Raw genomic sequence first — 23671 nt, forward strand, 5'->3', positions numbered from 1 at the left:
CTGCTGGTGGAACCCATGTCGCTGAGTCTGGACGACGGGATGCTGTTTGCTGGCAGGTACCGCGTGGTGCGCGGAATCGCCAGCGGCGCGATGGGCGCGGTCTACGAGGTTCTGCACATCGAGACGGAGCGCCGGCGGGCGCTCAAAGTGATGCACTCGCACCTCGCCGACAACCCCGATTTCCAGGCCCGGTTCAAGCTGGAGGCGCGCGTCGCCGCGCGCATCCAGAGCGACCACATCGTGGAGGTGTTTGACGCCGGGATCGATGCTGAGACCGGCAAGCCGTTCCTCGTGATGGAGCTGCTCCGCGGCACGCTGCTCGACGCGCGCCTCCGCCACGCCGGGCGTCTGCCGCCGGAAGAGGCCGTCGCCTTCCTTCGCCAGACCGCCGTCGCCCTCGACAAGACACACGCCGCCGGGGTCGTCCACCGCGACCTCAAGCCTGCCAACCTCTTCCTGGCCGAGACCGACGACGGGGCGCCCCGGATCAAGGTGCTCGACTTCGGCATTGCCAAGCTCGTCGTCGAAACGGCGACGGACTCGGCGGCGACCGCGGTCCTCGGCACGCCGCTCTACATGGCGCCCGAGCAATTCAGCGGCGAGTCGGTCTCGCGGGCTGCGGACATCTTCGCCCTCGGCATGATCGCGTACACGCTCCTCGTCGGCAAGGCGTACTGGCTGAACGACAGGCGGAAGTACGACAATGCGCTCGCTTTCGCGGCGCTCGCCGTGCACGGCCCGCAGGAGTCCGCGTCCGCGCGCGCGGACGCCGAGGGGGTGAAGCTGCCTCCGGCCTTCGACGCGTGGTTCACCAAGGTGACGGCCCGCGCCCCCGAGGCGCGCTTCGCCACCGCTTCGGCCGCAGTCGAGGCGCTCGCCGAGGTCTTCGACCTGCCCGCCGCGCCGGTGCGATCATCGCGCCTGCTCTCCGCGGAGACGCCGAGCGGACATGGCCCCCTGAGCTCCCGCTCATTGTCGCCGCCGAGCGACGTCCAGTTCCCGACCGAGGCCGTGATGACCGCGCTGCCCCCCACGAGGCAACGGAGCCGAGCCGCGATCACCGTCGCGGTGCTCGTCCTCCTCGGCGGCGGCGTTGGCGCCTTCGCCTCGCTGAGCCGCGGCGCGCGCCCTGCCGGCCGGAGCGCGGAGCCCGCGCAGACCGCGGGGGACGCGCGCTCGCCCGCCTCCGCGCCCCCTGAAGTCCATCCGACGCCGCCTCTCCCCGAGGCCTCGGCGACAGCCACGGCGCCGGACGTCGCGACGCCCGCTCCCGCGGCCTCCGTGCCGCTGGGCAAGGGCAGCCGCGCGCTCGCCCCCGCGACGGGGGCGGCGAGCGCGTCGCCGCCGCCGGCGCTCGGCGGCTCACGGCGCAGGCTCGCGCCAGCCCCGTCGGCCGCAGAGCCGAGCCCTGAGGTGCTGTACAAGCCGGACTGAGCACGATGGCAGGGCGGACACTTCTTTGCCAGGAGCGAGCGGGAACGATGGTATTTGGCGGCTCACTCATGCGCTTCTCCTGGTTCCGGTCCATCTGCCTTGGCGTGCTGGGCGTCGCCGTCGCGGCGCCGGCCAGCGCGCAGGCGCTCGCCGTCGCGGAGTCGCATTTCGACCGCGGGCGCGCCGACATGCTGGCAGGCCGGTACGAGACCGGCTGCCCTGCCCTCGCCGAAAGCCAGCGTCTCGATCCTCGCCCAGGGCGGCTATTCACGCTCGCCGAGTGCGAGGCCAAATGGGGGCGTATCGCGACAGCGGTCGCGCGCTACAACGACTATCTCGCGATGGTCGATCGCATGAGTGAGGCCGAGCGGGTCAAGCAATCGGCGCGACAGAAGATCGCGCTCGGGCAGCGCAGCGCGCTCGCGCCGCTCGTGCCGCAGCTCACGCTGTCGCTGCGGCCGGGCGCGCCGGCGGGGACGCGCGTGCAGTGCGACGGCATGACGCTGGAGCAACCCTCGCTCGGCGTCGCGCTCCCCGTCGATCCCGGCGAGCACGTCGTGACGACGCAGGCGCCGGGGTGGCCCGCGACCGAGACGCGATTCACGATCGACCGGTCGGAGTCGAAGGCGATCGTGCTCGAGGTGAAGCCCCCGGCGGCCGCCAAGCCGCCGCCCACCAAGCCGCCGCCGGCCAAACCGCCGGCGCCAGCGCCGGCACCGGATCAGGGGCCCAGCGGCCTGCGGGTGGTCACCTATGTGGCGGGCGGGCTCGGTGTGGCCGGGCTGTTCGTCGGATCGGTGACCGGGTGGATGGCGCTCGACGCGAGCCGCGTCGCGGCCGACAACTGCAGGGACGTGAGCCCCGACCGGGCGCGATGCCAACCCGACGGGCTCGAGGCGGGCAACCGCGCGAAGCAGCTTGGGTTGGTGAGCACGGTCGGCTTCGGCGCCGGTGTGGCGCTCGCCGGCGCGTCGGCGCTGGTCTTCCTGCTGGAGCCATCCCCGCGCCGCCAGCCGACGCCCGAGGTGAGCTGGGAGCTGACGGCGGGCCAGGCCGGCGGCGGCGTCGTGGTGCGTGGCCGCTGGTGACGCGGCTCGCGCGCGCCGCCGCGGGCCCATGAGCCGGCCAGCACGCGACGCCCGAGATAGGTGATCGCTGCGTGGAGCTGTGTGCAAGGCTCGTTTGCGATTGTCATCATCGTCCCGACGAATCGCAACGGTTCAACCCCGCGGAGCAGTCCTCCCAGGGATCTGTCTCGCGAGCGAAGAGAGATTTCAACTCAAAGACGCCAAGAGCGCAAAGGCGCAAACCTGCACAAAGTTTGTTCTTTTTGCGTCTTTGCGTCTTTGCGTCTTTGCGTTGAAATCTCTCTCCGGATCCCTGGCCAGACTCCTCGCGGGTGGAACTGGCGCGACGCTCTCACCAAGGTGAGCTCACGGCGCCCCCGGGCGCTACCCCGCACGGACAAGCACGAGGGCGTCGGACAGTATCCAGAGCCCGAGGCCGATCAAGACGAACGGCAGCGCCGCACGGCCGGAACGCCGGATGCGCGTGCCCAGGATCGGGTGGTTGACAAGGCGGTGTCCGAGCGCGCACCAGGCGCCGGTCATGACCGCGAACACGGCAGCATGAAGCGGGATGTGCGCAGGGGAGCTGGAGAACAGCGGGATGTAAACGCCGAGGTTGTCCCCGCCGTTCGCGAGGGTCACGCTCGCGACGGCGATCACCTTGAAGCGCGACGCGCTGCCATGGGGCTCGCGCGCGCTGTCTGCTGCGTCTGCTTCGTCCGCTCCGTCCGCCACGCCTGCATCCCTGGCCCTGGAGCCTCGCCACAGAGCCCAGAGGCCTCGCAGGCCGAGCGCGAGGGGAGCCAGGCCGAGCAGGCCAATCCATCCGTCCGGCACGCGGACCGCGAGCAGCGCACACGCGACGCTCGCGATCACGAGCGCCGCGATGCCGACGAACTGGCCGGCCACCACCTGAGCGGGGGTAAAGCCTGGATCCGCGAAGAAGGCCGAGAGAAGAAGCATGTCATCGATGTTCGTGGACACGAACACGACCACGCTCACCCCGAGGATCGGAAGGATCTGCTCCATGGCGCGCCCGCGGTCGTACCACCTACCGCGGCGCGCGTCCGCTCGGCGGGGCGCCGGCGCCGCTCCGAACCGCCCGGCGCTGGAGCCACCCGGGCCTGCGGAGGTAGACCGTAATCACCGGAGCGACGGCGCGTCTGCGCAGGCGACAGGAGACGAGCCACGAGCTCGTGTAAGGAGAAGCCATGGCGACGATTCCCCAGCCCGTGCAGCCGACCAGCGCGAAGGCCGCGCCCGCCGCGCAGGGCGCCCGGACGGAGCTTCCGGTGCAGGGCATGACCTGCGCGGCGTGCGTGCGCCGCGTCGAGAAGGCGCTGCGCGCCGCGCCCGGCGTCCAGGATGCGGCCGTCAACCTCGTGACCCGGCGCGCGACGATCACCTACGACGCGCAGGCGACCACGCCGGCCGCGCTCGCCAGCGCCATCGTGGAGGCGGGATACGAGGTGCCCGAGGTCCCCCCGGCGGCCAGCGTCGCTGAAGCCGCGCCGATCACCGGCCTTGCCGCAGACCCGCAGACCAACGGCGCCCCCGCAACCCCGCCGATCGCCGGCGTCCGCGCGGCCTCCACGGCGCCCGAGCGCCTGGCAGCGACGGCGGACGCCCCACCGCCGCGCCAGCAATCGAGCGCGGCCGAGCGCGCCGCCGCCATGGACGCGGCCGAGGAGAAGGAGCAGCGGACGCTCCGGCGCGACGTCGCGATCGCCGCGCTGCTCACCGCGCCGCTGCTCGCCGTGGCCATGTCCCACGGCGCGATCCCGGCGCTCGAAGGCGCCCCCGCGCGCTGGCTCTCGCTCGCGCTCGCGACGATCGTGGTCTTCGGGCCGGGGCGCCGGTTCTTTCGCCTGGCCTGGAGCGCGCTCCGGCACCGCGCCGCGGACATGAACACGCTCGTGAGCCTCGGGACCGGCGCCGCCTGGCTCTACTCGACCGCCGCGGTCGCGGCCCCCGGCCTCTTCCCGCACGCCGAGCACGGCCACGCGCCGCCCGTCTACTTCGAGGCCGCGGCCGCGATCGTCGCCTTCGTGCTGCTCGGCAAGCTCCTCGAGACGCGCGCGCGGAAGCGGCTCGCCGACGCGGTGCGCGGGCTCGTGGCGCTCCAGCCGAAGACCGCCCGGCGCGTCCGCGGCGACGCCGAGGACGAGGTGCCCGCCGCCTCGCTCGAGCCGGGCGACCTCGTGCGGGTGCGGCCCGGCGAGCGCATCGCGACCGACGGCGAGGTGGTCGACGGCGCGTCCGCGGTCGACGAGGCGCTGCTCACCGGCGAGAGCATGCCCGTCGACAAGACGGCAGGCTCAGCCGTGCTCGGCGGGACGCTCAACCAGAGCGGCGCCCTCACCTTCCGCGTCACGAAGACCGGCGCGGACACCGCGCTCGCGCGCATCGTCGAGGCCGTCGAGCAGGCGCAGGGGTCGCGCGCGCCGATCGCGCGCCTCGCCGACGTGGTGAGCGGCGTCTTCGTGCCCGTCGTGCTCGGCGTCGCGTCGCTCGCCTTCGCCGCGTGGCTCGCGATCGACCCCACCGCTGCGGGGCTCGCCACGGCGGTCGAGCGGTTCGTCGCCGTGCTCGTGATCGCCTGCCCGTGCGCGCTCGGGTTGGCCACGCCGGCCGCCGTGGCCGTCGGGACAGGGCGCGGCGCGGAGCTCGGCGTCCTCGTCAAGGGCGGCGCGGCGCTCGAGGCGGCGAGCCGCGTCGACACGGTGCTGCTCGACAAGACCGGGACCCTGACCTCGGGCCGGCCCGAGCTCACGGACGTCGTGGACCTCGCGGGCCACGGCGAGGCGGCGCTCCTCGGCCTCGTGGCGGGCGCCGAGCGCGAGAGCGAGCACCCGGTGGCGCGGGCGATCGTCGAGGGCGCCCGCGGCCGCGGGGTCGGCGCGGCGCCGGCCTCGGCGTTCCGCGCGGAGATCGGCCACGGCATCGAGGCGCGCGTCTCGGGGCGCCCCGTGCGCGTCGGGACCGCGGCGTGGCTGCAGCGGGCGGGCATCGACACGGCCGCGCTGGAGGCCGAGGCAGATCGCCTGGCCGGGCTGGGCCGCACGCCGTCGTTCGTGGCCGTCGACGGGCGGCTCGCGGGGCTCGTCGCGGTCGCCGACCGGCCCACGGAGGAGGCGCGCCGCGCCATCGCAGCCATGGCTGAGTTCGGCATCGAGGTGGCGATGGTGACCGGCGATCGGGCGGGCGCCGCCCGCGCCGTCGCCGATGAGCTCGGCATCCGCGCCGTGTTCGCCGAGGTGAGGCCCGAGGACAAGGCGAGGATCGTCCGCGAGCAGCGGGCCGCCGGCCGCAGGGTGGCCATGGTCGGCGACGGAATCAACGACGCGCCCGCGCTCGCCGGCGCGGACGTCGGGATCGCGCTGGGCAGCGGCACCGACATCGCGGTGGCGTCAGCGGACGTGGCCTTGATCCGCGGCGGGATCGCGAGCCTGCCGGTGGCGCTCGGGCTCGCCCGCGCCACCCTGAGGACGATCCGGCAGAACCTGTTCTGGGCGTTCATCTACAACGTGATCGGCATCCCGATCGCGGCGGGGCTGCTGTACCCGCTGACCGGATGGCTCCTCTCGCCGATCCTCGCCAGCGCGGCGATGTCGCTGTCGAGCGTGTCGGTGCTCGGCAACTCCCTCCGGCTCCGCGCGTTCGGTCGGCCGTAGACCGGCACGCGCGGGCTCGCGCTGGCGGACACAGCAGGAGCGGCGCGTTCCTGACACCTTTCAGTCCAACGCGGTAAAGCAAGAAGCCGACGAGCAGCGCGCTCATCGCGCTGGTATCCCGAGCAGCCAGCGCGTCGCTCCGCTTCACGCCCGCTCGCAGGGCGACTACCCGGTGAGTGAATGTTCGGTGCCGCGGATGCACCGAAGCGTTCAAAATACGGAGGATCCATGAGAGCTTATCGCCAGCACATTGGCATAACCGTTGCTTTTGCCCTATCCCTCTCGGCCCAGGCCGCAGATGCCGCCGTCACCGTCGGGCTCATCGAGCCGACCAACGCGATCATCGAGGGCAGCACGATCCCGGTGCACGCAACGGCGTCGTCCCCCGAGGACATCTACTATGTCGAGGCGGAGCTCGAAGGACTCACCATCGAGCTCACGCCGACGGAAGGGGGGCATTTCCAGGGAGCGTTCGACCTCGGCGAGCTCGCGGGCGAGCTCGCCTACGGGCCTCACGTCGTGACGGTCCACGCGTACAACACGTTTGGCGAGGTGGCGAGCACGCAGGGCACCGTGCACCGGTATGCGCCGCCGACGGTCGGATGGAACGCGCTCGCGCACGACACCCTCACAGAGGGCTGGCGCTTCGCCGCGAAGTGCGTCCCGACGCCGCCGTACACGTGCCAGAGCCTCCGGGCGACGTTCCACAGCGCCGAAGGACAGGTCACCCTTTCGGCGCACAACCCGCAGCCCGTGCCGGGGCACCTCTACCTCAAGGAAGAGCAGGCCTGGTATGGCTACCAGATCCCGTCGGGCAGAGCGTACACGCTCACGCTCGAGGCCAGCGACGGCGTGGGCCCCACCATCACGAAGACCATCGGCCCTATCTACGTCGAGCGGAACCCGAGGCTCACCGCCGTCCAGCGCGCACCCGGCACCATCCTCGATTTCGACGCCGCGCGGATCCTCTTCCGCGATCAGTACCAGCGCCTCGGGATCTTCGAGCGCGCCACGCAGCAGGTGACGTGGGTCGCGACCATCCCGCAAGGAGAACTGCCGATCAGCGAGGTCTACGGGGCGCTCACGCCGTCCGGGTCCGTGCACCAGTCGACGACGGGCCACATCCTCGCCTGGGTCAACGGCGCCCGGCGCACCATCACGAGCGCGGCGCGCCTCGACGCGGTGAACGGCGACACCATCGTGTGGACGACGAACAGCGACGACTGGGCCGTCGCTACCTCGCTGTCGGCGGGGACGAACAGGACCCTCTGGCACATCGACGGGAGCAGGTCGCCGTTCCAGGCCGACATCACGCCTTCCGGCGGCATCTATTTCGGCACCTACGAGGATGCCTCCATCGTCGGGCCGAGCAGGCTGCGCCTCGGCGATCATGAGGGCAACCTGCAGCGGCCGATCACCGACGGAACGAACGTCGCCGGCCGGTGGTGGGACGGCATGACGAGCTCGAGCTACCTGTACACGGCGGATGGAGAGGAGGTGTTCCTTGGCGACTCGATCACCGGCACCTCGGCCGGGCTGCTGGTTCACGCAGGCCACGCCGCCTTCCTGAAGAGCGACGGCGCCGTCAACCAGGTCTGGCTGCGGACCCCAGACGGCGAGCAGCATCAGATCAGCGATTTCACGGCGTCGAGCCAGTTCGATCAGGTGAAGCTCCGGGTCGGCCACGACGGCATCAGCGACACCGGCGAGGTCCTCTTCCTGAACGGCGGCAAGCGCTACCTCGGCCGGGCTTGGGGTGCGCCCGAGAGCATCGGCACGGCGCTCGGACACGGCCGCTGGCTCGACGGGAGCTGGTATGTCACCATCGGCAACACGATCTTCCAGATCTCGAGCGCGCAGGGCGCCGTCGCGCAGCTCGCCGCGCCGCGGAGCGCGGCGTTCGCGCCGGAAGAGGGCCTGGGCGGCGAGCGCGAGGTGCTGTCCACCTCGTTCGCCGTGGACGAGGTGCTCGATGAGCCGATGTGGGCTCGGGATCTGCACGAGCCGGACGCGCTGCCGGCGTCGGCCGACGCGGACACGGACGGCGGCTTCGCACCGGTCGCGGCCGGGTGCAGCGCCTCTGGATCGGCGGGCTCTGCGGGCAGCGCCGCCGCGCTCGCGGCGGCGGCCGCGGGCCTCGTGATCGCCCGGCGTCGGCGCCTGCGGTCGTAGCGGCGCCGCGAGCCTCCCCCCGGCCCGATCGACCTCGATCGGGCCGCCGCGCTCGTCGGCGCCGGCCTCGTCGCGGCCCCGGCAGGAAGCCGCGCCGCCGTTCATCCACCCATCACTCGGCAACCACAATCTGCCATCGCTGCTCCTCGCCGCTGCCGCCCGCCCGCTGCTCGATCGCGGCGGCGTCGGCGGTGGAGCCCTGGTAGACCCCGATCAGCTTGCCGCTCTTCTTGTTCCTGATCTGGAAATCACCGCCGCCCAGATCGATGAACAGCCATGCCTGGTTGTCGCCGTCATGGTTCTCCCACTGCACCAGCGCGACCCCGTCGCTCGTCGACTCGTCAGGCACATCCAGCACCTTGCCGCTCTTGACGTTGGTCAGCCGGAAGTAGCCCGATCCATTGTAGTTGAAGCTCCACTTCTGGCTGTCTCCTCCCCTGTCCGCGCTCTGGACGATGTCCGCCCCGTCCTCGCCGGACGCGCCGACGACATCCATCACCTTGCCGCTCTTCCTGTTGACGAGCTTGAAATTGTTCGTCGCCCCGGCGACGGTGCCGGCCGACGCATCGATGGCCAGCGTGTTGTTCCAGCGCATGCTCATGGTGGTGTCCGACGGGAAGGAGATCGGCTGCCAGACATACGTCGAGTTGTTGACCGGTCCGCTCCAGGCCCCTGCCCACCGGTCTCCCATGTACAGGTAGGCCGTCCCGGAGCTGCCCTGGACCGGGAGCACGTAGGTCGACTGGGAGTTGTACGTCGTGCCGTCGCCGACGTTGGTCATCGCCGACCAGCCCCTGTCGATGGAGCGGGAGGTCGCGTATTTCGCCTGGTTGGGCGACCAGCCCGTGGCGCCGGAGGTCAGCAGGAAATAGGTGCCGTTCCGCTTGAACAGCGCCGGCGCCTCCCGGTGCCCGCCGGGGAAGAGCGTGGCGGAGAGGCGGGCGACGGACAGGTAGTCGGGGGTCAGCTCGTAGAGGTTGAGATCGTAGTTCTCGTTCGTGGCGGAGATGAAATACGCCTTGCTGTCGTCATCGACGAAGAGCCCGCAGTCGCGGGACATGTACCCTGGCTTGCCGTGATCGGTCACCCCGCTGCCGGTGAGCGGCCGGAAGCTGCCGTGATACGTATAGTCGCCGTCCACGGTGCTCGAGCTCGCGACCGCGGCGCGGGCCTCGCCGTAGTTCACCCCGTTCTCCCAGTGCATCCACATCACGAATTTGTCCGTGGACGCGTTGTAAACGACCTTCGGGCGCTCGATGTTGGCCGGATCGAGGTCCTTGTCCGAGTCCATCGCCAAGACATGGTTCCTGAACTCCCAGCGCCGCAGATCGGTCGAGCGATAGCACGAGACGGCATAGAACGTCCCGTCCGGGTTCCGGTTCTCCCCGAACCAGTAGTAATAGTCGCCCACCCGGATCACCCCTCCCCCGTGCGCCTGGATGGGTTTGCCCGAGGTGTCGGCCCACTGGATGCCGTTCACCAGGGGGCCGACCGCCGGCGGGAGCTCCGGTCCCCCTCCCTCGCCAGGCGCCCCGCCGCCGCCGGACGACGAGCCGACGGCCGCGCCCGAGGTGCCGGGCGCCCCGCCACCCGAAGCGCTGGAGGTGCCGGGCGCCCCGCCGCCGGCAGACGACGAGCCGACAGATGCGCCGGGCGCCCCGCCGCCGCCGGACGCCGAGCCGACAGAAACGCCGACCCCCAGAGCCCCGCCGCCGCCCTCCGATGAGCCCCCAGGGAGCTCTTCCGAGCCGGAAGCGCAAGACGCGGCGCCGAGCCCCACGACCAGCAGGCCCATCACCGGAGACAAGGAACCGAGACGCATGACGCCCTCCAGAAAGAGCGAGATCTCCGGGCCATCAACCGGACGAGTCAAGTCCTTCTCGCGCGCAGCGGCCTGGGTGATTTGATCCGCTCCCGTGCGATCTGTCAGTCTGCGCCCCGGCGAGATCTCGGCCGCGCGCTCGTGGCCCGATCAGGCCCGCGCGGCGGGGATCGCCGCCGCTCCGCGCGGGGCGGCGATCTTGTACCTGCCGCGGGCCCAGGCGGCGATGTCGGCGACCTGCCGCCCGACGGGGGTCGCCGACCAGCCGAAGGTCTCGCGAAAGCGCGCGTCGTCGATGACATAGGGCACGTCCCACTGGTACGCCATCTCGGCCACCTCCCGCATGAAGAGCGAGAACAGGCCCACCGCGCGCAGCAGGATGCGCGGGAGTCGGGCCACCTCGACCTCGACGCCGAGAGCGCGCCCGAGGCGCTGCGCGAGCGCCCGCGTGCTCTCGGCCGGCGCCGTCGGCAGGTGCCAGACATGGCCCATGGCCTCTTCCCGCTCACCCAGCGTCACGAGGCCCCGCGCCACGTCCTCCACGTAGGTATACGAGTGAGGCATCTCGGGATCACCCATGCACTCCACGGCTTTTCCGGCGAGCGCGCGCGCGTAGAAGCGATCGCCCCAGGCCGACAGCGGCACGTTGGCGCCGAAGAAGTCGCTGGCGCGCCCGATGGCCACGCGCACGTCGCCGCGGCGCTGAGCCGCGAGGCGCGTCTCCTCGAGCTCGACGCGCAGCGCGCCTTTCCTGCTGCAAGGGCGGCGCGGCGAGTCCTCTCGCATGGCCCCGTCGGGCACGCCGTACATGTACAGGCAGTCGAGGGCCACGAGCTTCGCGCCCGCCCTTGTCGCGCCATGCACCGCGCCGCGCGCGATGGGCAGGAGCTGCGTGGCCCAGAGATGGTAGGGCGGGTTCATGCAATCGTAGACCACGCTCGCGCCGCGCGTGGCCTCCTCGGCGAAGGCGAGGTCGGTGATGTCGCCGCACACCGACGTGAGCCCCGGCCGCTCCGGAGCGCGGCGGGTGCGCTGCACCAGGCGCACACGATGGCCCTGCGCCAGCAAGAGATCCGCGACCCGCGGGCCGATCTGGCCGGCGCCGAGCACGACGTGGAGGCGAGACGACGGGCTGGAGACGAGCGATGCGTTGTTCATGGGCGCCAGGATGAGTCTTGCAATCACGCAAGACAACGCCCAAGAACGCAACCCATCGCAGCAAAAATGCAAGACCTACGCGGGGCGCGGGCCTCGAGTTCTGCGCGACCTAGGGCTCCCTGGGGCACAGGCTTTAACCAACTTTCGCGCCGCGTTCTCCTACATCCGAACGTTTACGTTGGTGACCGGTGGTGGGGCGGAAGGCGGCGGGCTTCGTGCCCTGAGCGTGACCGAACGAGCCTCGTTAACGCCTGTGGGCTCCCAGGGCCTTGAAGGAGCCCGAGTGTGCCTCGGCGAGCTGGCTACGTCAGGCTGGGAAGCGCGCCGGTGCTGTAATTCGGGTCGCCGAAGGTCTTGTCGTCGGTCCCCATCGCGTTCGCTATCGTGAGGAGCAGATCGTTGTGCTGGCGGGCCGAGCCGCCGTTCGCCAGATAGTCAACGAAGCGGCCCGTGCGGAAGACCCCGCCCCCGCTGCCGGCGAGCAAGAACGGGATGTTCGTGAGCGCGTGCTGCATCGACTCGCCGATCTCGGTGACCCACAGGACGACGGTATTGTCGAGGAGCGTGCGATCCCCTTCCGCGTACGAGTCGAGCTTCCCGAGCAGGTAGGCAAGCTGCTCCGCGAACCACGTGTGGATCTTCTCGTACTTCGCGTTCGTCGGCCACTGGTGGGAGATGGCGTGGTGATTCTCGGTGAGACCGAGGAACGGGTAGAGGTGCTCGCTCTCGGCGTACGACCACTGGATCGTGGCGATCCGGGTGAGGTCGCACGCGAGCGCCGCGGCCATCATATCCATCTGGAGCTTGCCGATGACGGGCATGTTGTCGTCCTTCGAGAGGTCGATGCGGTCGCCCAGCGCCGGGGCCTGGCAGCTGCCCGTGGTCGGGGTGCCACCGCCGTTCGAAGAGCCGCCACCGGCCAGGCGCGCCTCGATGTCCTGGATCGACTGCATGTGCGCGTCGAGCTTGAGGCGATCTTCCTTGCCGATGCGAGGCCGCACGTCCGCGATGTCCTCGCGGAGGATATCGAACACGGTCCGCCGCTGCGCGCGGAGCCGATCCAGCGCGGTGGAGCCGCCCGGGTCCTGGCCCTGGCCAGGCACCGAGGCCCCGAAGAGCTGCTGGAACGTGTCGTAGGGGTCCTCGCGGGGGGGAACGGGCTGGTCCGGCCCGGCGTAGGAGAGCCGACCGCGCACCTCCGCGTCACGGACCTGGACGCCGAGCTCCAGGGACTTGAACAGCGTCGGGGGATTCAGCTTCTTCGCCAGGTGCTGATCGAGCGAGATCCCCGACGACCAGCCGGCGTTGGTGGACATGAAGCTCTTGAAGTTGCCCTTGAGCAGCGCCCGCCCCGTCAGCAGGCCCCCGATGCCCCGAGCGTGCTCGGAGCCGATGTTGGAGTTCACCACGACGTTCATGTTGATCCCGCGCAGCGGCATGATCTTCGCCTTGAACGGCGAGAGCGGCTGGAGCAGCGGGCTCAGCGTGTAGTTGGTCTCGGTGCCCGTGGGCATCCATTTCGACTCGCTGGTGCCGTTCGGCGTATAGAACACCACGAAGCGCTTGGGCGCGGTGGTCTCTTGCCCGCGGGCCAGCTCGGAGTTCAGCAGCGGGATCGTCGCGGTCGCCGCCAGCGCGCCCTGGAGCATCCGCCGTCGAGAGATCATTCGCTGTCTCATGTCACTCCTCCTCTGCGATCGCGCTGCGGTACATGAACGCGTCGGTCTGCGTCGTCGCCACGATGAGCTCCACGAGATCGCCCTCCGAGCCGTGGAACCCTGCGCGCAGCCCGTCGAGCGAGCACTCGTCGTCGATGTTCTCGAAGCGCCCGGCCGTGTAGCGGAACCATTGCGTCGCGAGGCACTCGCGGACCTGCGCGCTGCCGGCGAGCTTCTCCGCCAGCTGGCGGACGCCGACGAACGGGCCGTCCATGTCGTCGGAAAGGACCATCTGCCCGGAGACGTCGATGACCTGCCCGCCCTCCTCGGTGCGGTACGCGCCCACGGCGTCGAAGTTCTCGAACGCGAAGCCGATCGGATCCATCAGCTGATGGCAGCCGGCGCACCTGTCATTGGAGGCGTGCTGGTTGAACCGTTCACGCGCGGTGACGCCCTCCTCGCCCGTGGGCGGCGTGAGGTCGACATCGTCAGGAGGAGGCGGCGGGTCCTGGCACATGAACTTCGCGCGGATGGCCTTGCCGCGCAGCACCGGAGACGTCTGATCGGGGTGCGCGTGGACGGCCAAGAACGCGGGCTGCGTGAGCACCCCTGCGCGCTGGTCCGGCGGGAGATCCACGAGCTGGGGTGTGGTCGAGCCGGGCGGGACCGTCACGCCGTACAGCTCGGCGACGGGCTCGGTGGCAAAGCCGACGGGCAGCGTGAGCAGGCTCGACAGCTTGTGGTCGCCGGACCACAGCACGTGCTCGACGAACGCGGGAGTCTCCGCGCTCATCCCCGCGACGAGCTCGTCGTTGTACCCGGGGAACTTGCTCTCCTCCTTGACGATGGTCCCGAGCTTCCCGAGGTTGAGCCATTGCTTGTAGAACTCCGTGATGGCCCGGCGCGCCCGCGGGTGCTCCAGCATCTGGCGGGTTCGCTCGGCGAGCTGCTCGCGGGTATCGAGCAGGCCCGCCTCGGCGGCGTCGAGCAGCTCGTCGTCGGGGCCCGACGCCCAGATGAGGTACGAAAGGCGCGACGCCATCTCGTACGGGTCGAGGCGCACCCGCGCCGAGGAGGCATCCGAATCGTGACGCAGCTCCAGGCGGAACAGGAATTTCGGCGATTGCAGCGCGGCCCGGATGACGACCTCGATGCCCTCACGGAACGACCCGTCCGTGCGTCCCGCGGCGTAGGCGCGCATCAGCCGATCGACTTCCGACGTCTCGAGCGGTCGACGGTACGCGCGACGGCCGAAGTCCTGGACGAATTGCCGCGCGCACGCCTCCTCCTGGGCGACCTGCCCCTCGACCGCGGCCGGATCACACGGCACCAGCTTCGACAGATCGCCCGCGACGGCCTCGGCAGCGAGCGCCTCGGCAGCCAGAAGGTACTTCTCCGCGTGCAGCGCGGACACGGTCAGCACCGTCGCGTTGTTGTTGAAGCCTCCGGCGATCTCATCCGGAGGGAATTGATCGGCAGGGGTGAGGGACGTTCCGAGGAGATCTCGGACCGTGTTGTTGTATTCGAATCGCGTCAAACGCCGCTGGGGTGCGAGGATCCGCTCGGCGCCGCACACCGGGGGATCTCCTCCTTGTCCGGACGTCGAACCGTCCCCCCCGGGGCCGGACCCGGAGCTGGAGCTGGAGTCCGCCGCTCCGATCTGCCCGATACCGCACCCGGCCGCGGCCGTCAGCGCGAGCGTCGCTATGAGCGCATGACCGGCTCGCCTGCGACGATATCCTAAGTCAGCCATACCGTGACCTCCTACCGTCGGTCACAACCTACGGTGAAGCCTCGCCAGACGTCAAGCGTTGCTCCCACCAATCCACAGCGCGAGACGCCGGCGTTCAGCCGGCGTTCAATCGCCGGACAGCGGTCAACAACGGACCATCCGCCGGCGAAGTCTGATACTGCCCGAAGACTCCACTCCCGCCATATTATCGATGTCGATTGACAGCCACTTGACGCGGCACGCGCCGCGTCAGACCAGCAGGACCGGGCGCACTCCGGCCTTAAAAGCGAGGCGAGAGCGCGAATCCGTCGCGTCTCTCCACGCCACCCACGCCGCGCGCACGAACAGTTATTGGAAGAATTCCCGCTCCGACGCGGATTGATCACGAGCTGCCGAAAACCCTCCAATTGACCAGCGACTTCACGCCCGCCGCGGGCGTCGTCGCGTCACGGGGTGGTGGAGATCTCGCAGATCACCTGGGGCGCTTCGTGCCCGTAGACGACACGCAGGCTCGGGTGGGCGCGGACGAGCTCGCGCAGGCGATCCAGGCTCTGCTGTCCCGCGGCTTCGTCGCTCGCCGAGGGCCCGCGCGGGCCGATGCCGCGCTCGAATGCCCAGGCGTAATGCGACGCATCGCCGACGAGCAGCACCGGGCCGGACTCGGCGTTGACCACGAACGAGAGGTGACCGCGCGAGTGGCCGGGCGTCGGGAGCGCCCAGAGCGCGCCGTCGCCCCACACGTCGATGGCCATGTCGAACGGCGGCATGGGGGCGCCGCGCGCGAACGAGAGCTCCGAGAGCGTCGCTCCTTCGGCGAAGTGCCCGTAGCCCAGGTGCCCCGCGAGATCGTCGGCCTCGCCCTCGCCGGTCACGATCTCCACGTCGCGCGGGAGCTCGCCGAGGCCGGCCGTGTGATCGCCGTGAACGTGCGTCAGGTAGACCTGACGCGGGCGCGAGCCGAGGCGCGCGAGCTGAGCGCCGAGCGAGCGCCCCGCAGGCAGCGTGAACCGCGTGCCCATCGCCCGGTGCAGCCAGCTCACCGGCGCGCGGACGTCGCCGAACGGATCCCGCTCGAACGGGGCGGAGAGGCCGGCGTCTATCAGCACGTCGCCGCGCGTGGGATGGCGGACGAGGTGCGCGTAGATCGGCAGCGGTTCGTGCTCTCGGGCGCGATCGAACTCGACGTGGTCGCTGCGGAGCAACATCGAACGCGCTCCGCTGACCTCGCCCGTCTCGAGGGTACACAGGCGCACCCGCTGGCCGCGCGCGAACACGTCCTCCCACGCGGAGGCGCGCTGCGGGGGCACGGCGAGCTCCACGCGTGGGAGCTTCGACGGGCTGCCAAGGCCGGCCCAGATCACGAGCGCCGCCCCGATCGCGACGACGGCGCCGAGCCCGGCGCCGATCCGGCGAAGCCACGGGCGGAGGGACGTGGAGGGCCGGCGAGGCACGGTCGGCGGCTCGGGCGGCGTCATCGAAGGAGCTTTATCGAGCGGAACATCACGCATGCCTCGGTTGTACGGCGCGCGGCCGCACGCGGGTCATGCTCCGGCGTGATGCCTGATATGTCGTGCAGGATATGATCCCGCGATGCGGATCGAGGACGTCGATTTCAACGGGCTGCGCGCGCTCCACCACCTGCTCGAGACGCGGAGCGTGACCCAGGCGGCGCGGCGCCTCGGCACGACGCAGCCGAACATGAGCCGCTCGCTCGCGCGGCTCCGAGAGGTCTTCAACGATCCCTTGTTCGTGTCCACCGGCCGCGCCCTCGAGCCGACGCCCATGGCGCTCGCGCTCCAGCCCGACGTGGAGCGCGCCCTGTCGGCGCTGCGCGCGGTCTTCGATCCCATGGTCCGCCAGAAGCGCGAGGACGAGCCGTTTCCGCTGCGCGTGGCGACGTCCGATTACGGCACCCTGGTCGTGCTGAGGCCGTGGCTCGCGCAGCAGGCCAAGGCGCCGCCGATGACGACGCTGCGCATCGTCCAGCCCTCGCTGGAGACGATCGGCGCTCTCGAGCGCGGGGAGGTCGATCTGGCGCTCGTCCCGAGGGTGGACATCGACGGGCTGGAGCAGTTCGTGTTCCGCCCCATCGTCGACGACGAGCACGTGATCGTGACGCGGCGCGGGCACCCGCTCGCGCGGGGGCGCGCGACGTTCGAGCGATACCTCGCGTGCGGGCACGTCGTCGTCGGCAACTCGCTGCCGGGGCTCTCGCCGGTGCAGCGGGCGATCGCGCGGCTCGAACGATCGCGGGACGTGCGGGCGCGCGTGCCGTCGCTGCTGCTCGCGCTCTCGCTGGCAGCCGAGACCGATCTCGTCGCTACCCTGCCCGCGCGCATCGTCCGCGCCTCGGGGCTCCCGCTCACGACCCGACAGCTCCCTTTCGAGGTCGAGCCGTTCACACTTCACGTTGTGTTCCACCCGCGCTGGACGACTGACCCGCGCCATCGCACCATCCGGGAGAGCCTGATCTCCACCTCCGCCGCGAGGGGCCGCTCCAGGGCGTCCGCATGAGCCCGCAACGTTCGTGCGGCTCGCTCCGCTGGCACGATTCGACCGGAGCAGGCGATAGCGCCACTCACGCGCTCCCCGGCCGCCGTGCAGGTCCGACTCCGATGCTGCTATGCTGGTGCATGGGTCAGCGTGTGGTCGCGGTGTTCGGCTGGCTTCTCGCGCTCCTGGTCGTTCCGTCCGGTTGCAATCTTTCGTCGGCACAGGCTCCTGCCGCGCTGCCCGCGCGCGCGACTCCGATCCATCGTGCGGCGCCGGCCCCTCGCGATCCGTCGGCCGTGATTGACCCGGACGATGATGCCGGTATCGCCGCGGCGCTCGCGGGCGGCGGGCTCGACGGATGGATGCACGGCGCGGCGCCCGAGGCCGGACTCTTCGTATTCACCTACCGGCTCCCGAACGACTTCTTTCGTTACGCTGACTTTCCGATGATCCCGGGGTCGGCCGAGGTCGCGCGGGAGCTCGCCGGGCTCCAGCGGCACGACCGGCTGCGCGTCTTCGGCAGCCTCGAGAAAAAGGGCGCTCAGCGCCATGTCCGCGCGCGCCGCATCGAGGTGATCACGCGGTTTTCCTCCGGCGTGGACGCCCCGTCCTATGCGCACGACACGACCATCGACGCCGCGCTCCTCGGGGCGCGCGAGCTCGTGGGCCGTGTGCACGGCGTCGACGCCGACGGCCAGGTACTCGTGGTCGAGCTCGCGGACAAGGTGGTGCCGGTCTTCGTGACCCGCCCGGAGCACGTCCGAGACCTGTGGCGCAATGACAAGATCCGGCTGCATTACGTGATCGCCGGGCGCCCCGATCGCCCGATCCACCTGCGGCTCGATCCGAACGTCGACAAGCCCATCGAGGTGCTGGAGCGCATGCAAGCGGTCCATGGCCAGCCGATCGAGCTGGAGGGCGATCTCGTGCTTTTCCCGAGGAGCCCACAGATCAAATTCGATATCTGGGCGCTGCGCGTCGTCGACAGGGATCGGGTGGAGCGCGAGTATACGCTGGTCAATTTCGGCGATCCCGAGCTCTTCAAGGCGATCCGGGACAAGCTCGCGCGGGGCTGGGCGGCGCACCCCGGCGCGCCGGTGGACGCGCGCAACAAGTTCATCAAACCAGGCCTGCGCGTGCGCGCGAGGGGCGTGCTCAACGTGATCTCGCCGGCGCAGGCCAACCCGCAGATCTTGCTGTCGGCGGAAGGCGCGGTCGAGGTGCTCGGAGCTCCAGGAGGCGGCTCGCCCCCTCCTGTCAATCGATGATCGCTCGCGGGGCGAGCTGCCGAGGCGCTCCCCGGTCTCGCCAGTCCGTCCTGTGCGTCAGCTAGACCCGAGCACGGGACGCGATCGAGCGCGGTGGATGGAAGAAGGCAATCCCGCCTTCATTTTCCGCTTGCCCCCCGTTTCTCCAGACCACACTCTCTTCCGTGAAGGGGCGCCCGCGTGCGCCTCTTTCGGAGTGTGATCCTTCCCCCTTTCGAGCGAGCGCTCCCTCCAGCTCGGGCCGCTCGCGACGTTCGTCCGTCGCGCTCCGAGCGCGCGCGTCAATGCCTCGTGTCCCGCCGGCCATGCTCTCGATCGGAGGTGTGCCCGTGAAGTCAGCGTTCGTCCTGCCGCTCGTCGTCGTATCGTCGTGCCTCGCCTCCGCCGCTGCCGCCGCCGAGCAGGCGTGCGGGTACTCCAGCGCCGGCTGGAACGCGCCGAACGGCGCGGCCGTGTTCAGCGCAGGCTCGGGGCCGATCGGAGACGTCCTTAACGCCGTCGGCGAGTTCCGTACGCACTCCATGCTGTCGCATGGTCCCGGCCGGTGGGTGACGCATGCCACCATGAAGCAGCCGCGTGAAAACTCCTGGCCCGAGGTGTGCAGCACGCCCATCGTGACGAACGATCTGCTCGATGGGTATCCCGGGCTCGCGCAGGTCAACCAGGGCGGGATCTACCGCTTCCTCTACGGGAGCGGCGGGAGCGGCCCGGTCGCGCTGACCTATCAGGTCGGCGATCCCAAGCGGGCCGCGTCGATCGGCGAAACCATCTGGTGGGAGGTGCCCTACTACGCCGAGCGCTCGATCATCGACGAAGGGGTCGAGATCCCTCGGCTGAGCGTTCGCGGCGACCGGGTGCACTACTCGTTCTTCCAGTACCGCAGCACCGAGGGCACGCCCACCGGCGGGCCGGCGTGGAACAACGGTATGGTTTGCTCTTCATTTTTGGCCTACGCGCACTACCTCGACGGCCAGGGCGCCATCCCGCCGTACACGTACAGCCACGCCAAGCTCGCCAGCGCGGCCAACGCCCTTCACGACGGGGTGATGGACAGCTGCGAGAACAGCCTGGGGTTCTGGGGTTCGCTCGGCACCTCGCTCGCCTGCTTCACGGACGTCTGCGACAAGGCCGCCAATCAGGTCGCGAACTGCATGGCCTCGCACGCGTGCGACACCGGCAGCAGCAGCGTGTGGAGAGGGGTCCGAGACGATCCGAAGACCGTCGCCGTGTCCATCAGCCCCGACCGCATCGGCGGCTGGAGCGGGCACCCCTGGGGGACGCAGGCCGGCGCGACCGTCTGGTCCGCCGATACGAACCACAACGTCCAGTGGAACTCCGGAGGCAACGTCTACGGGTGCTGGTACTGACGGACGTTCGAGCACAATGACGTGAGGAGCTCCGGCCATGACGACCAGGATCGGCGAGCATCGGTCAAAGGCGCAATGGGCCGGTGGGGTGGTGCTCGCCGCCGCGCTCTGCTGGGTCCTGGTCTGGTCGGTCCACCCTTCCAGGGCGCCCGAGCCCGCGCCGGCAGCGCCGAAGGCGAGCGCGCAGGAGGCCCCGCCGAGCGCCAGACGCGCCGCGAGCGCCGCCGCGGCGAGCACGAGGGCGCCCGCGGAGGACCCGGCGCCCATCATCGACGAGATCGAGGTCGAGAAGCCGGAAGTGTGCGCCGGCGAGGAGAACCTCATCACCGTGCGATCCCATACCACGAACGGGACAGATGAATACCTCCACAGCGTCATTGGCACGCACACCGGATCGCGGGTGCCGCTGCGCGTCTGGCCCGAGATGGACGGATCGTACGAGATGCCCACCATCTCCGTGTTCGGGCGGAACAACGTTGTGACTCGGATCGAGGTCCCGAGATACAAGGTCAACGCCTGCAAGCCGGAGCGGATCGTCGTCATCACCCACAGGCTCCTGCCGAGCACCCCCGGTGAATTCGAGCTCACGGCGCAGATCGTCGGCGTCGGGCTCAAGGACAAGCCCGACGCGAGGCCGTTCAAGCCCGCGAGTTATGCCTGGGTGTTCGACGACGGCGGCTCGGAGAAGACGAAGGCGCCGTTCGTGACCCACAGCTACGAGCGCCGTCCGCAAACCGCGCTCGTCTCTGAGTTTCTCATCCGGGTGGAGGTCCAGAGCGAAGCGGGCGAGAAGCTCACCGGCCGTGCCCTGCTCCAGATCCCGAACACGATGTTTCAGGACCTCGCCGAGCGGGGGATCGTGACCATCGCGGCGACCCCGACGCCCCGCTTTCCCCGGCAGGACGGAGACGGCGTGGTCCGGCAGACCTTCCGCCTCTGGCATCACCGCGACGCGCCGGTCCGGATCGATACGGTCACGGCGGTGCGGCACTACGCGGGGGCGTCGAGCGCCTCACCGCTCGAGAAGGCCTCGCTCGGCCTGGTCGAGATCCCCCCCGGGCAAGGGGTCGATGTGGAGGTGAGGCTCGACACGGTGCGTGAACCGGATGTCTTCACCATCACGTACATCCTCGATGGGGAGACGGCGGAGGGGCACGCGGCGCGCGGGACGTTCTCGCTGATGAAGCCGCCGCCCGCGCCGACCAAGGAGTCGAGCACACCGGTCACGGAGCCCGTCCTCCTCGCCAAGATCAAGCGGGCGCGAGAGCTCCTGGCGCAGGAGTTCGTCACGGACGAGGACATATGGCGGCTGGAGCGAGAGGGGAAGATGGCAGATCTCGACGGCTCGCCGCCGCCGGCGCCATAGTCCGCTCCGAGCGCGCCGACATGGCCGCGCCGACTCCTCTGCTTCAGGGCTCGTGACCCGTCCGGCGCCGAGCGCGATCGTGAGCCCGAAGCCTCCGATCAGCGTGCCTCGGCCCGCCTCGATCCGTTGGCCGCGGCGGCGTCGGCGCCGTTCATCCGCTGGATGCAGAGCTTGAGGCCGGCGCGGAGGTTGCCCATCGTGATGATCCCCGAGAGATCGAGCCCCAGCGCGATCATCGTCTGCGCCACGTTCGAGCGGATACCCGTGATCACGCCCTCGGCGCCGAGGAGCCGTATCGCGCGGACCATCTCGATGAGGTAGCTCGCCGTCTTCGTGTCGACGGCGTCGACCCCGGTCAGATCGAGTATCGCGAAGCGCGCCCCCTTGCTCGAGATCGCGTCGAGGAGGCTATCCATCACCTCGGAGGTCCTCAAGCTGTCGACGACACCGACCATCGGGAGCGTCAGCACGCGATCCCAGACCTCGATGATGGGCGTCGACAGCGCGCGAATCACCTGCTGCTGGGCCTGGATCATGTCGAGCCTCGCCTGGAGCTCGACCTCCTTGCGCTTCATTTCCGTGATGTCGAACGTCACGGAGACCGCGCCGTCCGGCGCTCCGCGCTCGTCGAAGACGGGGAGCAGCCAGGACCGCCAGGCGACGCCGTGGGTCTCGACCTGATTCTCCACGATCTCTCCCGCCAGCACGCGCCGCATCCCGTCCGCGGCCTCGGGGCTGGACCCGTAGAGGTCGAACACGTTCTTGCCGATGAGCGCCCCAGGCTTCACGCCCGAGTTCTCGAGCCCCTTGCCGTCATGATGGGTGAAGACCCCGTCGCGATCATACTTGCACGCGGCGATCGGGACGTGATCGAGGATGGAGCGCAGGATGATGGAGTCGTCCCGCGACGCTTCCGCCAGACGGCCGCGGTCGGTCACGTCCTGCCCGATGAAGAGCCTGCGCATCACCTGGCCGTCGGCGCCGCGCATCGGCTCGTGCACCCACGCGCACGCGACGACGCGCCCGTCCTTCCGCCGGTGCTCGGCGGAGAGCGGCGCGCCGCCCCGCCCGTCGCAGACGCGTCGCCAGAGGTCGACGTCGGCGCCGCCCAGCGCGGTGTCCGCGAGGCGGCGGCCAATCACCTCTTCGGCGGTATAACCCAGCAGCCGCTCCGCCCCGGCGCTCCACGCGGCGATCTCGAGGTCATCGGCGTCGCCCGTGCACTCGACGGCGATGAACGGCCCGTTGAGGACCGCGTTCATGTAGCTCGTCGCGACCTCAAGCTCGTCCGGGCCCGCCACCTGGTCCATGCGCCGCACTGTACCGGGCACGTCATCGGCATGTCGAGAAAAACGGCCACGCCCGACGGTCAGGTCCCTCGCTTCATCGTGGCCTCGATGAGCCCGTGCGGCTCGTCGACCGGGACGAATATCTCGTTGTCGTTGGCGAGCCCGAAGGGCGTGAGATCGACGAGCAGGCAGTGCTTGTTGGGGAGCGAGAGGCTCACCTCGTCGATGGCAGGACAGGCGGCGAGCACCGCCTCCCCCAGGTCGTGAATGGTGTGCTGCACCGAGAGGCTATGTCGCTCCGCGAAGGTCTCGATCAGGGCGCGGCGGGCGCGCTCCCACGTCGCCGTGGGCGCCGGGTCGCGGCCGGCCGTGCGCCAGCGGGCCACCATGAGCGTCGAGAGGATGCGGTCCCCGGTCTCCTTGAGCGTCGTGTACTCGTCGCGCGGGAAGCCCGAGAACGCCGAGCCGGAGGTCTTGAGGACGAGGAGATCCGCGATGCCGGACGTGATCTCGACCCCGCCAGGAGCCGCGGAGATCTCCGCGGTCCGCCGCTCCCCTGCCGCGCGGAGGAACGCGTGAGGGTGCGGCGCGCCGCCCGCCTCGACGCGAGACCAGACGTTCTCTGCGATGACGACCGTAGCGCGCCGGGTGTGCGGCTTACCGAGGAAGTGCTCGGCGAGCAGGGCGCCAAAGTCCTCGATCGGCTCGACCGGGTGGCCCTTGGCGAGCGCGTACACGGTGTTCTTCATCGTGTCCGTGGGCAGCACCTTGCTGTTGTCACCCTTCGTGTAAGCGTCGTCGAACTCGCCCTCCAGCTGTATATCGACCTGGGCGTCGGTGAGCTCGTGCCGCGCGCCCGCGCGGCGGACCTTCACGAGCCGCACCCTCGATTTGCCGTAAGCGTTCCGCACCAACGAGATTGACATCGTTCTTCAGCTCCCGCGCCGGGCGACGACGCTCCCCTGCGACGCGGGAGAGACGGTAGCTTGAAGCACGACGCCGGCTCAAGCCTGGCGGGCCCTTCGGCCCGCGGCGCGCGACGAGGCACCGGCGGCGGCCGCCCGCCGGTGCCTCGTCGGGCGAGCCCGTGCGATATCGCGCGTGCGGCGACGACGGCGCGTCACCACATACGCCGGCATGGTGACCACAGAGCGTGACAGGGCGGCCGATG

Annotated in this window: 16 protein-coding genes; 8 read left to right on the plus strand and 8 right to left on the minus strand. The window is 70.4% G+C overall.

Annotated elements, in window-relative coordinates:
* The first annotated feature begins 15 nt into the window (after positions 1-15).
* Positions 16-1434, plus strand: coding sequence for a protein kinase domain-containing protein (locus tag WMF19_RS22980; protein WP_437901029.1), 1419 nt, complete (start codon positions 16-18; stop codon positions 1432-1434).
* A gap of 68 nt (positions 1435-1502) precedes the next feature.
* Positions 1503-2522, plus strand: a complete 1020-nt coding sequence (locus tag WMF19_RS22985; RefSeq protein ID WP_437901030.1) for a hypothetical protein — start codon at positions 1503-1505, stop codon at positions 2520-2522.
* A gap of 363 nt (positions 2523-2885) precedes the next feature.
* On the opposite strand, the gene WMF19_RS22990 is transcribed toward WMF19_RS22985, so the two are convergent.
* Positions 2886-3530, minus strand: coding sequence for a cadmium resistance transporter (locus tag WMF19_RS22990; RefSeq protein ID WP_437901031.1), 645 nt, complete (start codon positions 3528-3530; stop codon positions 2886-2888).
* 182 nt (positions 3531-3712) lie between these two features.
* Here WMF19_RS22990 and WMF19_RS22995 point away from each other — a divergent pair, with 182 nt between their 5' ends.
* Positions 3713-6175 carry a heavy metal translocating P-type ATPase gene (locus WMF19_RS22995; RefSeq protein ID WP_437901032.1) on the plus strand — a complete coding sequence of 821 codons (2463 nt, stop codon included), beginning with the start codon at positions 3713-3715 and terminating at the stop codon, positions 6173-6175.
* A gap of 228 nt (positions 6176-6403) precedes the next feature.
* Positions 6404-8347 (plus strand): hypothetical protein, encoded by a 1944-nt coding sequence (locus tag WMF19_RS23000; RefSeq protein WP_437901033.1) that lies wholly within the window; start codon positions 6404-6406, stop codon positions 8345-8347.
* A gap of 112 nt (positions 8348-8459) precedes the next feature.
* Here WMF19_RS23000 and WMF19_RS23005 read toward each other — a convergent pair whose 3' ends face one another.
* The 5 genes from WMF19_RS23005 to WMF19_RS23025 all read right to left on the minus strand — a co-directional run bounded on the left by WMF19_RS23005 (position 8460) and on the right by WMF19_RS23025 (position 16192).
* Complete coding sequence (locus tag WMF19_RS23005; protein WP_437901034.1) at positions 8460-10169, minus strand: RICIN domain-containing protein; 1710 nt, start codon at positions 10167-10169, stop codon at positions 8460-8462.
* 150 nt (positions 10170-10319) lie between these two features.
* Positions 10320-11327, minus strand: coding sequence for an NAD-dependent epimerase/dehydratase family protein (locus WMF19_RS23010; RefSeq protein ID WP_437901035.1), 1008 nt, complete (start codon positions 11325-11327; stop codon positions 10320-10322).
* 302 nt (positions 11328-11629) lie between these two features.
* Positions 11630-13006, minus strand: coding sequence for a DUF1552 domain-containing protein (locus tag WMF19_RS23015; RefSeq protein WP_272099969.1), 1377 nt, complete (start codon positions 13004-13006; stop codon positions 11630-11632).
* A gap of 1 nt (position 13007) precedes the next feature.
* Positions 13008-14522, minus strand: a complete 1515-nt coding sequence (locus WMF19_RS23020; protein ID WP_437901036.1) for a DUF1592 domain-containing protein — start codon at positions 14520-14522, stop codon at positions 13008-13010.
* 641 nt (positions 14523-15163) lie between these two features.
* Entirely contained in the window at positions 15164-16192 is a 1029-nt protein-coding gene (locus WMF19_RS23025; protein ID WP_272099973.1) for an MBL fold metallo-hydrolase, read from the minus strand.
* A 115-nt stretch (positions 16193-16307) separates the two neighbouring features.
* Between WMF19_RS23025 and WMF19_RS23030 the strand changes: the two genes are divergently transcribed.
* The 4 genes from WMF19_RS23030 to WMF19_RS23045 all read left to right on the plus strand — a co-directional run bounded on the left by WMF19_RS23030 (position 16308) and on the right by WMF19_RS23045 (position 21211).
* A complete protein-coding gene (locus WMF19_RS23030; RefSeq protein ID WP_437901037.1) occupies positions 16308-17231 on the plus strand; it encodes a LysR family transcriptional regulator in 924 nt (307 codons plus the stop codon).
* A gap of 275 nt (positions 17232-17506) precedes the next feature.
* Positions 17507-18478, plus strand: coding sequence for a hypothetical protein (locus WMF19_RS23035; RefSeq protein ID WP_437901038.1), 972 nt, complete (start codon positions 17507-17509; stop codon positions 18476-18478).
* A gap of 329 nt (positions 18479-18807) precedes the next feature.
* Positions 18808-19845 (plus strand): hypothetical protein, encoded by a 1038-nt coding sequence (locus tag WMF19_RS23040; protein WP_272099979.1) that lies wholly within the window; start codon positions 18808-18810, stop codon positions 19843-19845.
* A gap of 37 nt (positions 19846-19882) precedes the next feature.
* Positions 19883-21211: a hypothetical protein gene (locus tag WMF19_RS23045; RefSeq protein ID WP_437901039.1), complete on the plus strand. Its 1329-nt coding sequence runs from the start codon at positions 19883-19885 to the stop codon at positions 21209-21211.
* A 98-nt stretch (positions 21212-21309) separates the two neighbouring features.
* On the opposite strand, the gene WMF19_RS23050 is transcribed toward WMF19_RS23045, so the two are convergent.
* Together WMF19_RS23050 and pucL are read right to left on the minus strand one after the other, a co-directional pair.
* Complete coding sequence (locus tag WMF19_RS23050; protein WP_437901040.1) at positions 21310-22521, minus strand: PAS domain-containing protein; 1212 nt, start codon at positions 22519-22521, stop codon at positions 21310-21312.
* Positions 22522-22580: 59 nt separating this feature from the next.
* Entirely contained in the window at positions 22581-23426 is an 846-nt protein-coding gene (gene pucL, locus WMF19_RS23055; RefSeq protein ID WP_437901041.1) for a factor-independent urate hydroxylase, read from the minus strand.
* Positions 23427-23671: the final 245 nt, after the last annotated feature.

Source organism: Sorangium sp. So ce124 (genome assembly GCF_051525235.1).
Taxonomy (GTDB): domain Bacteria; phylum Myxococcota_A; class Polyangia; order Polyangiales; family Polyangiaceae; genus Sorangium; species Sorangium atrum.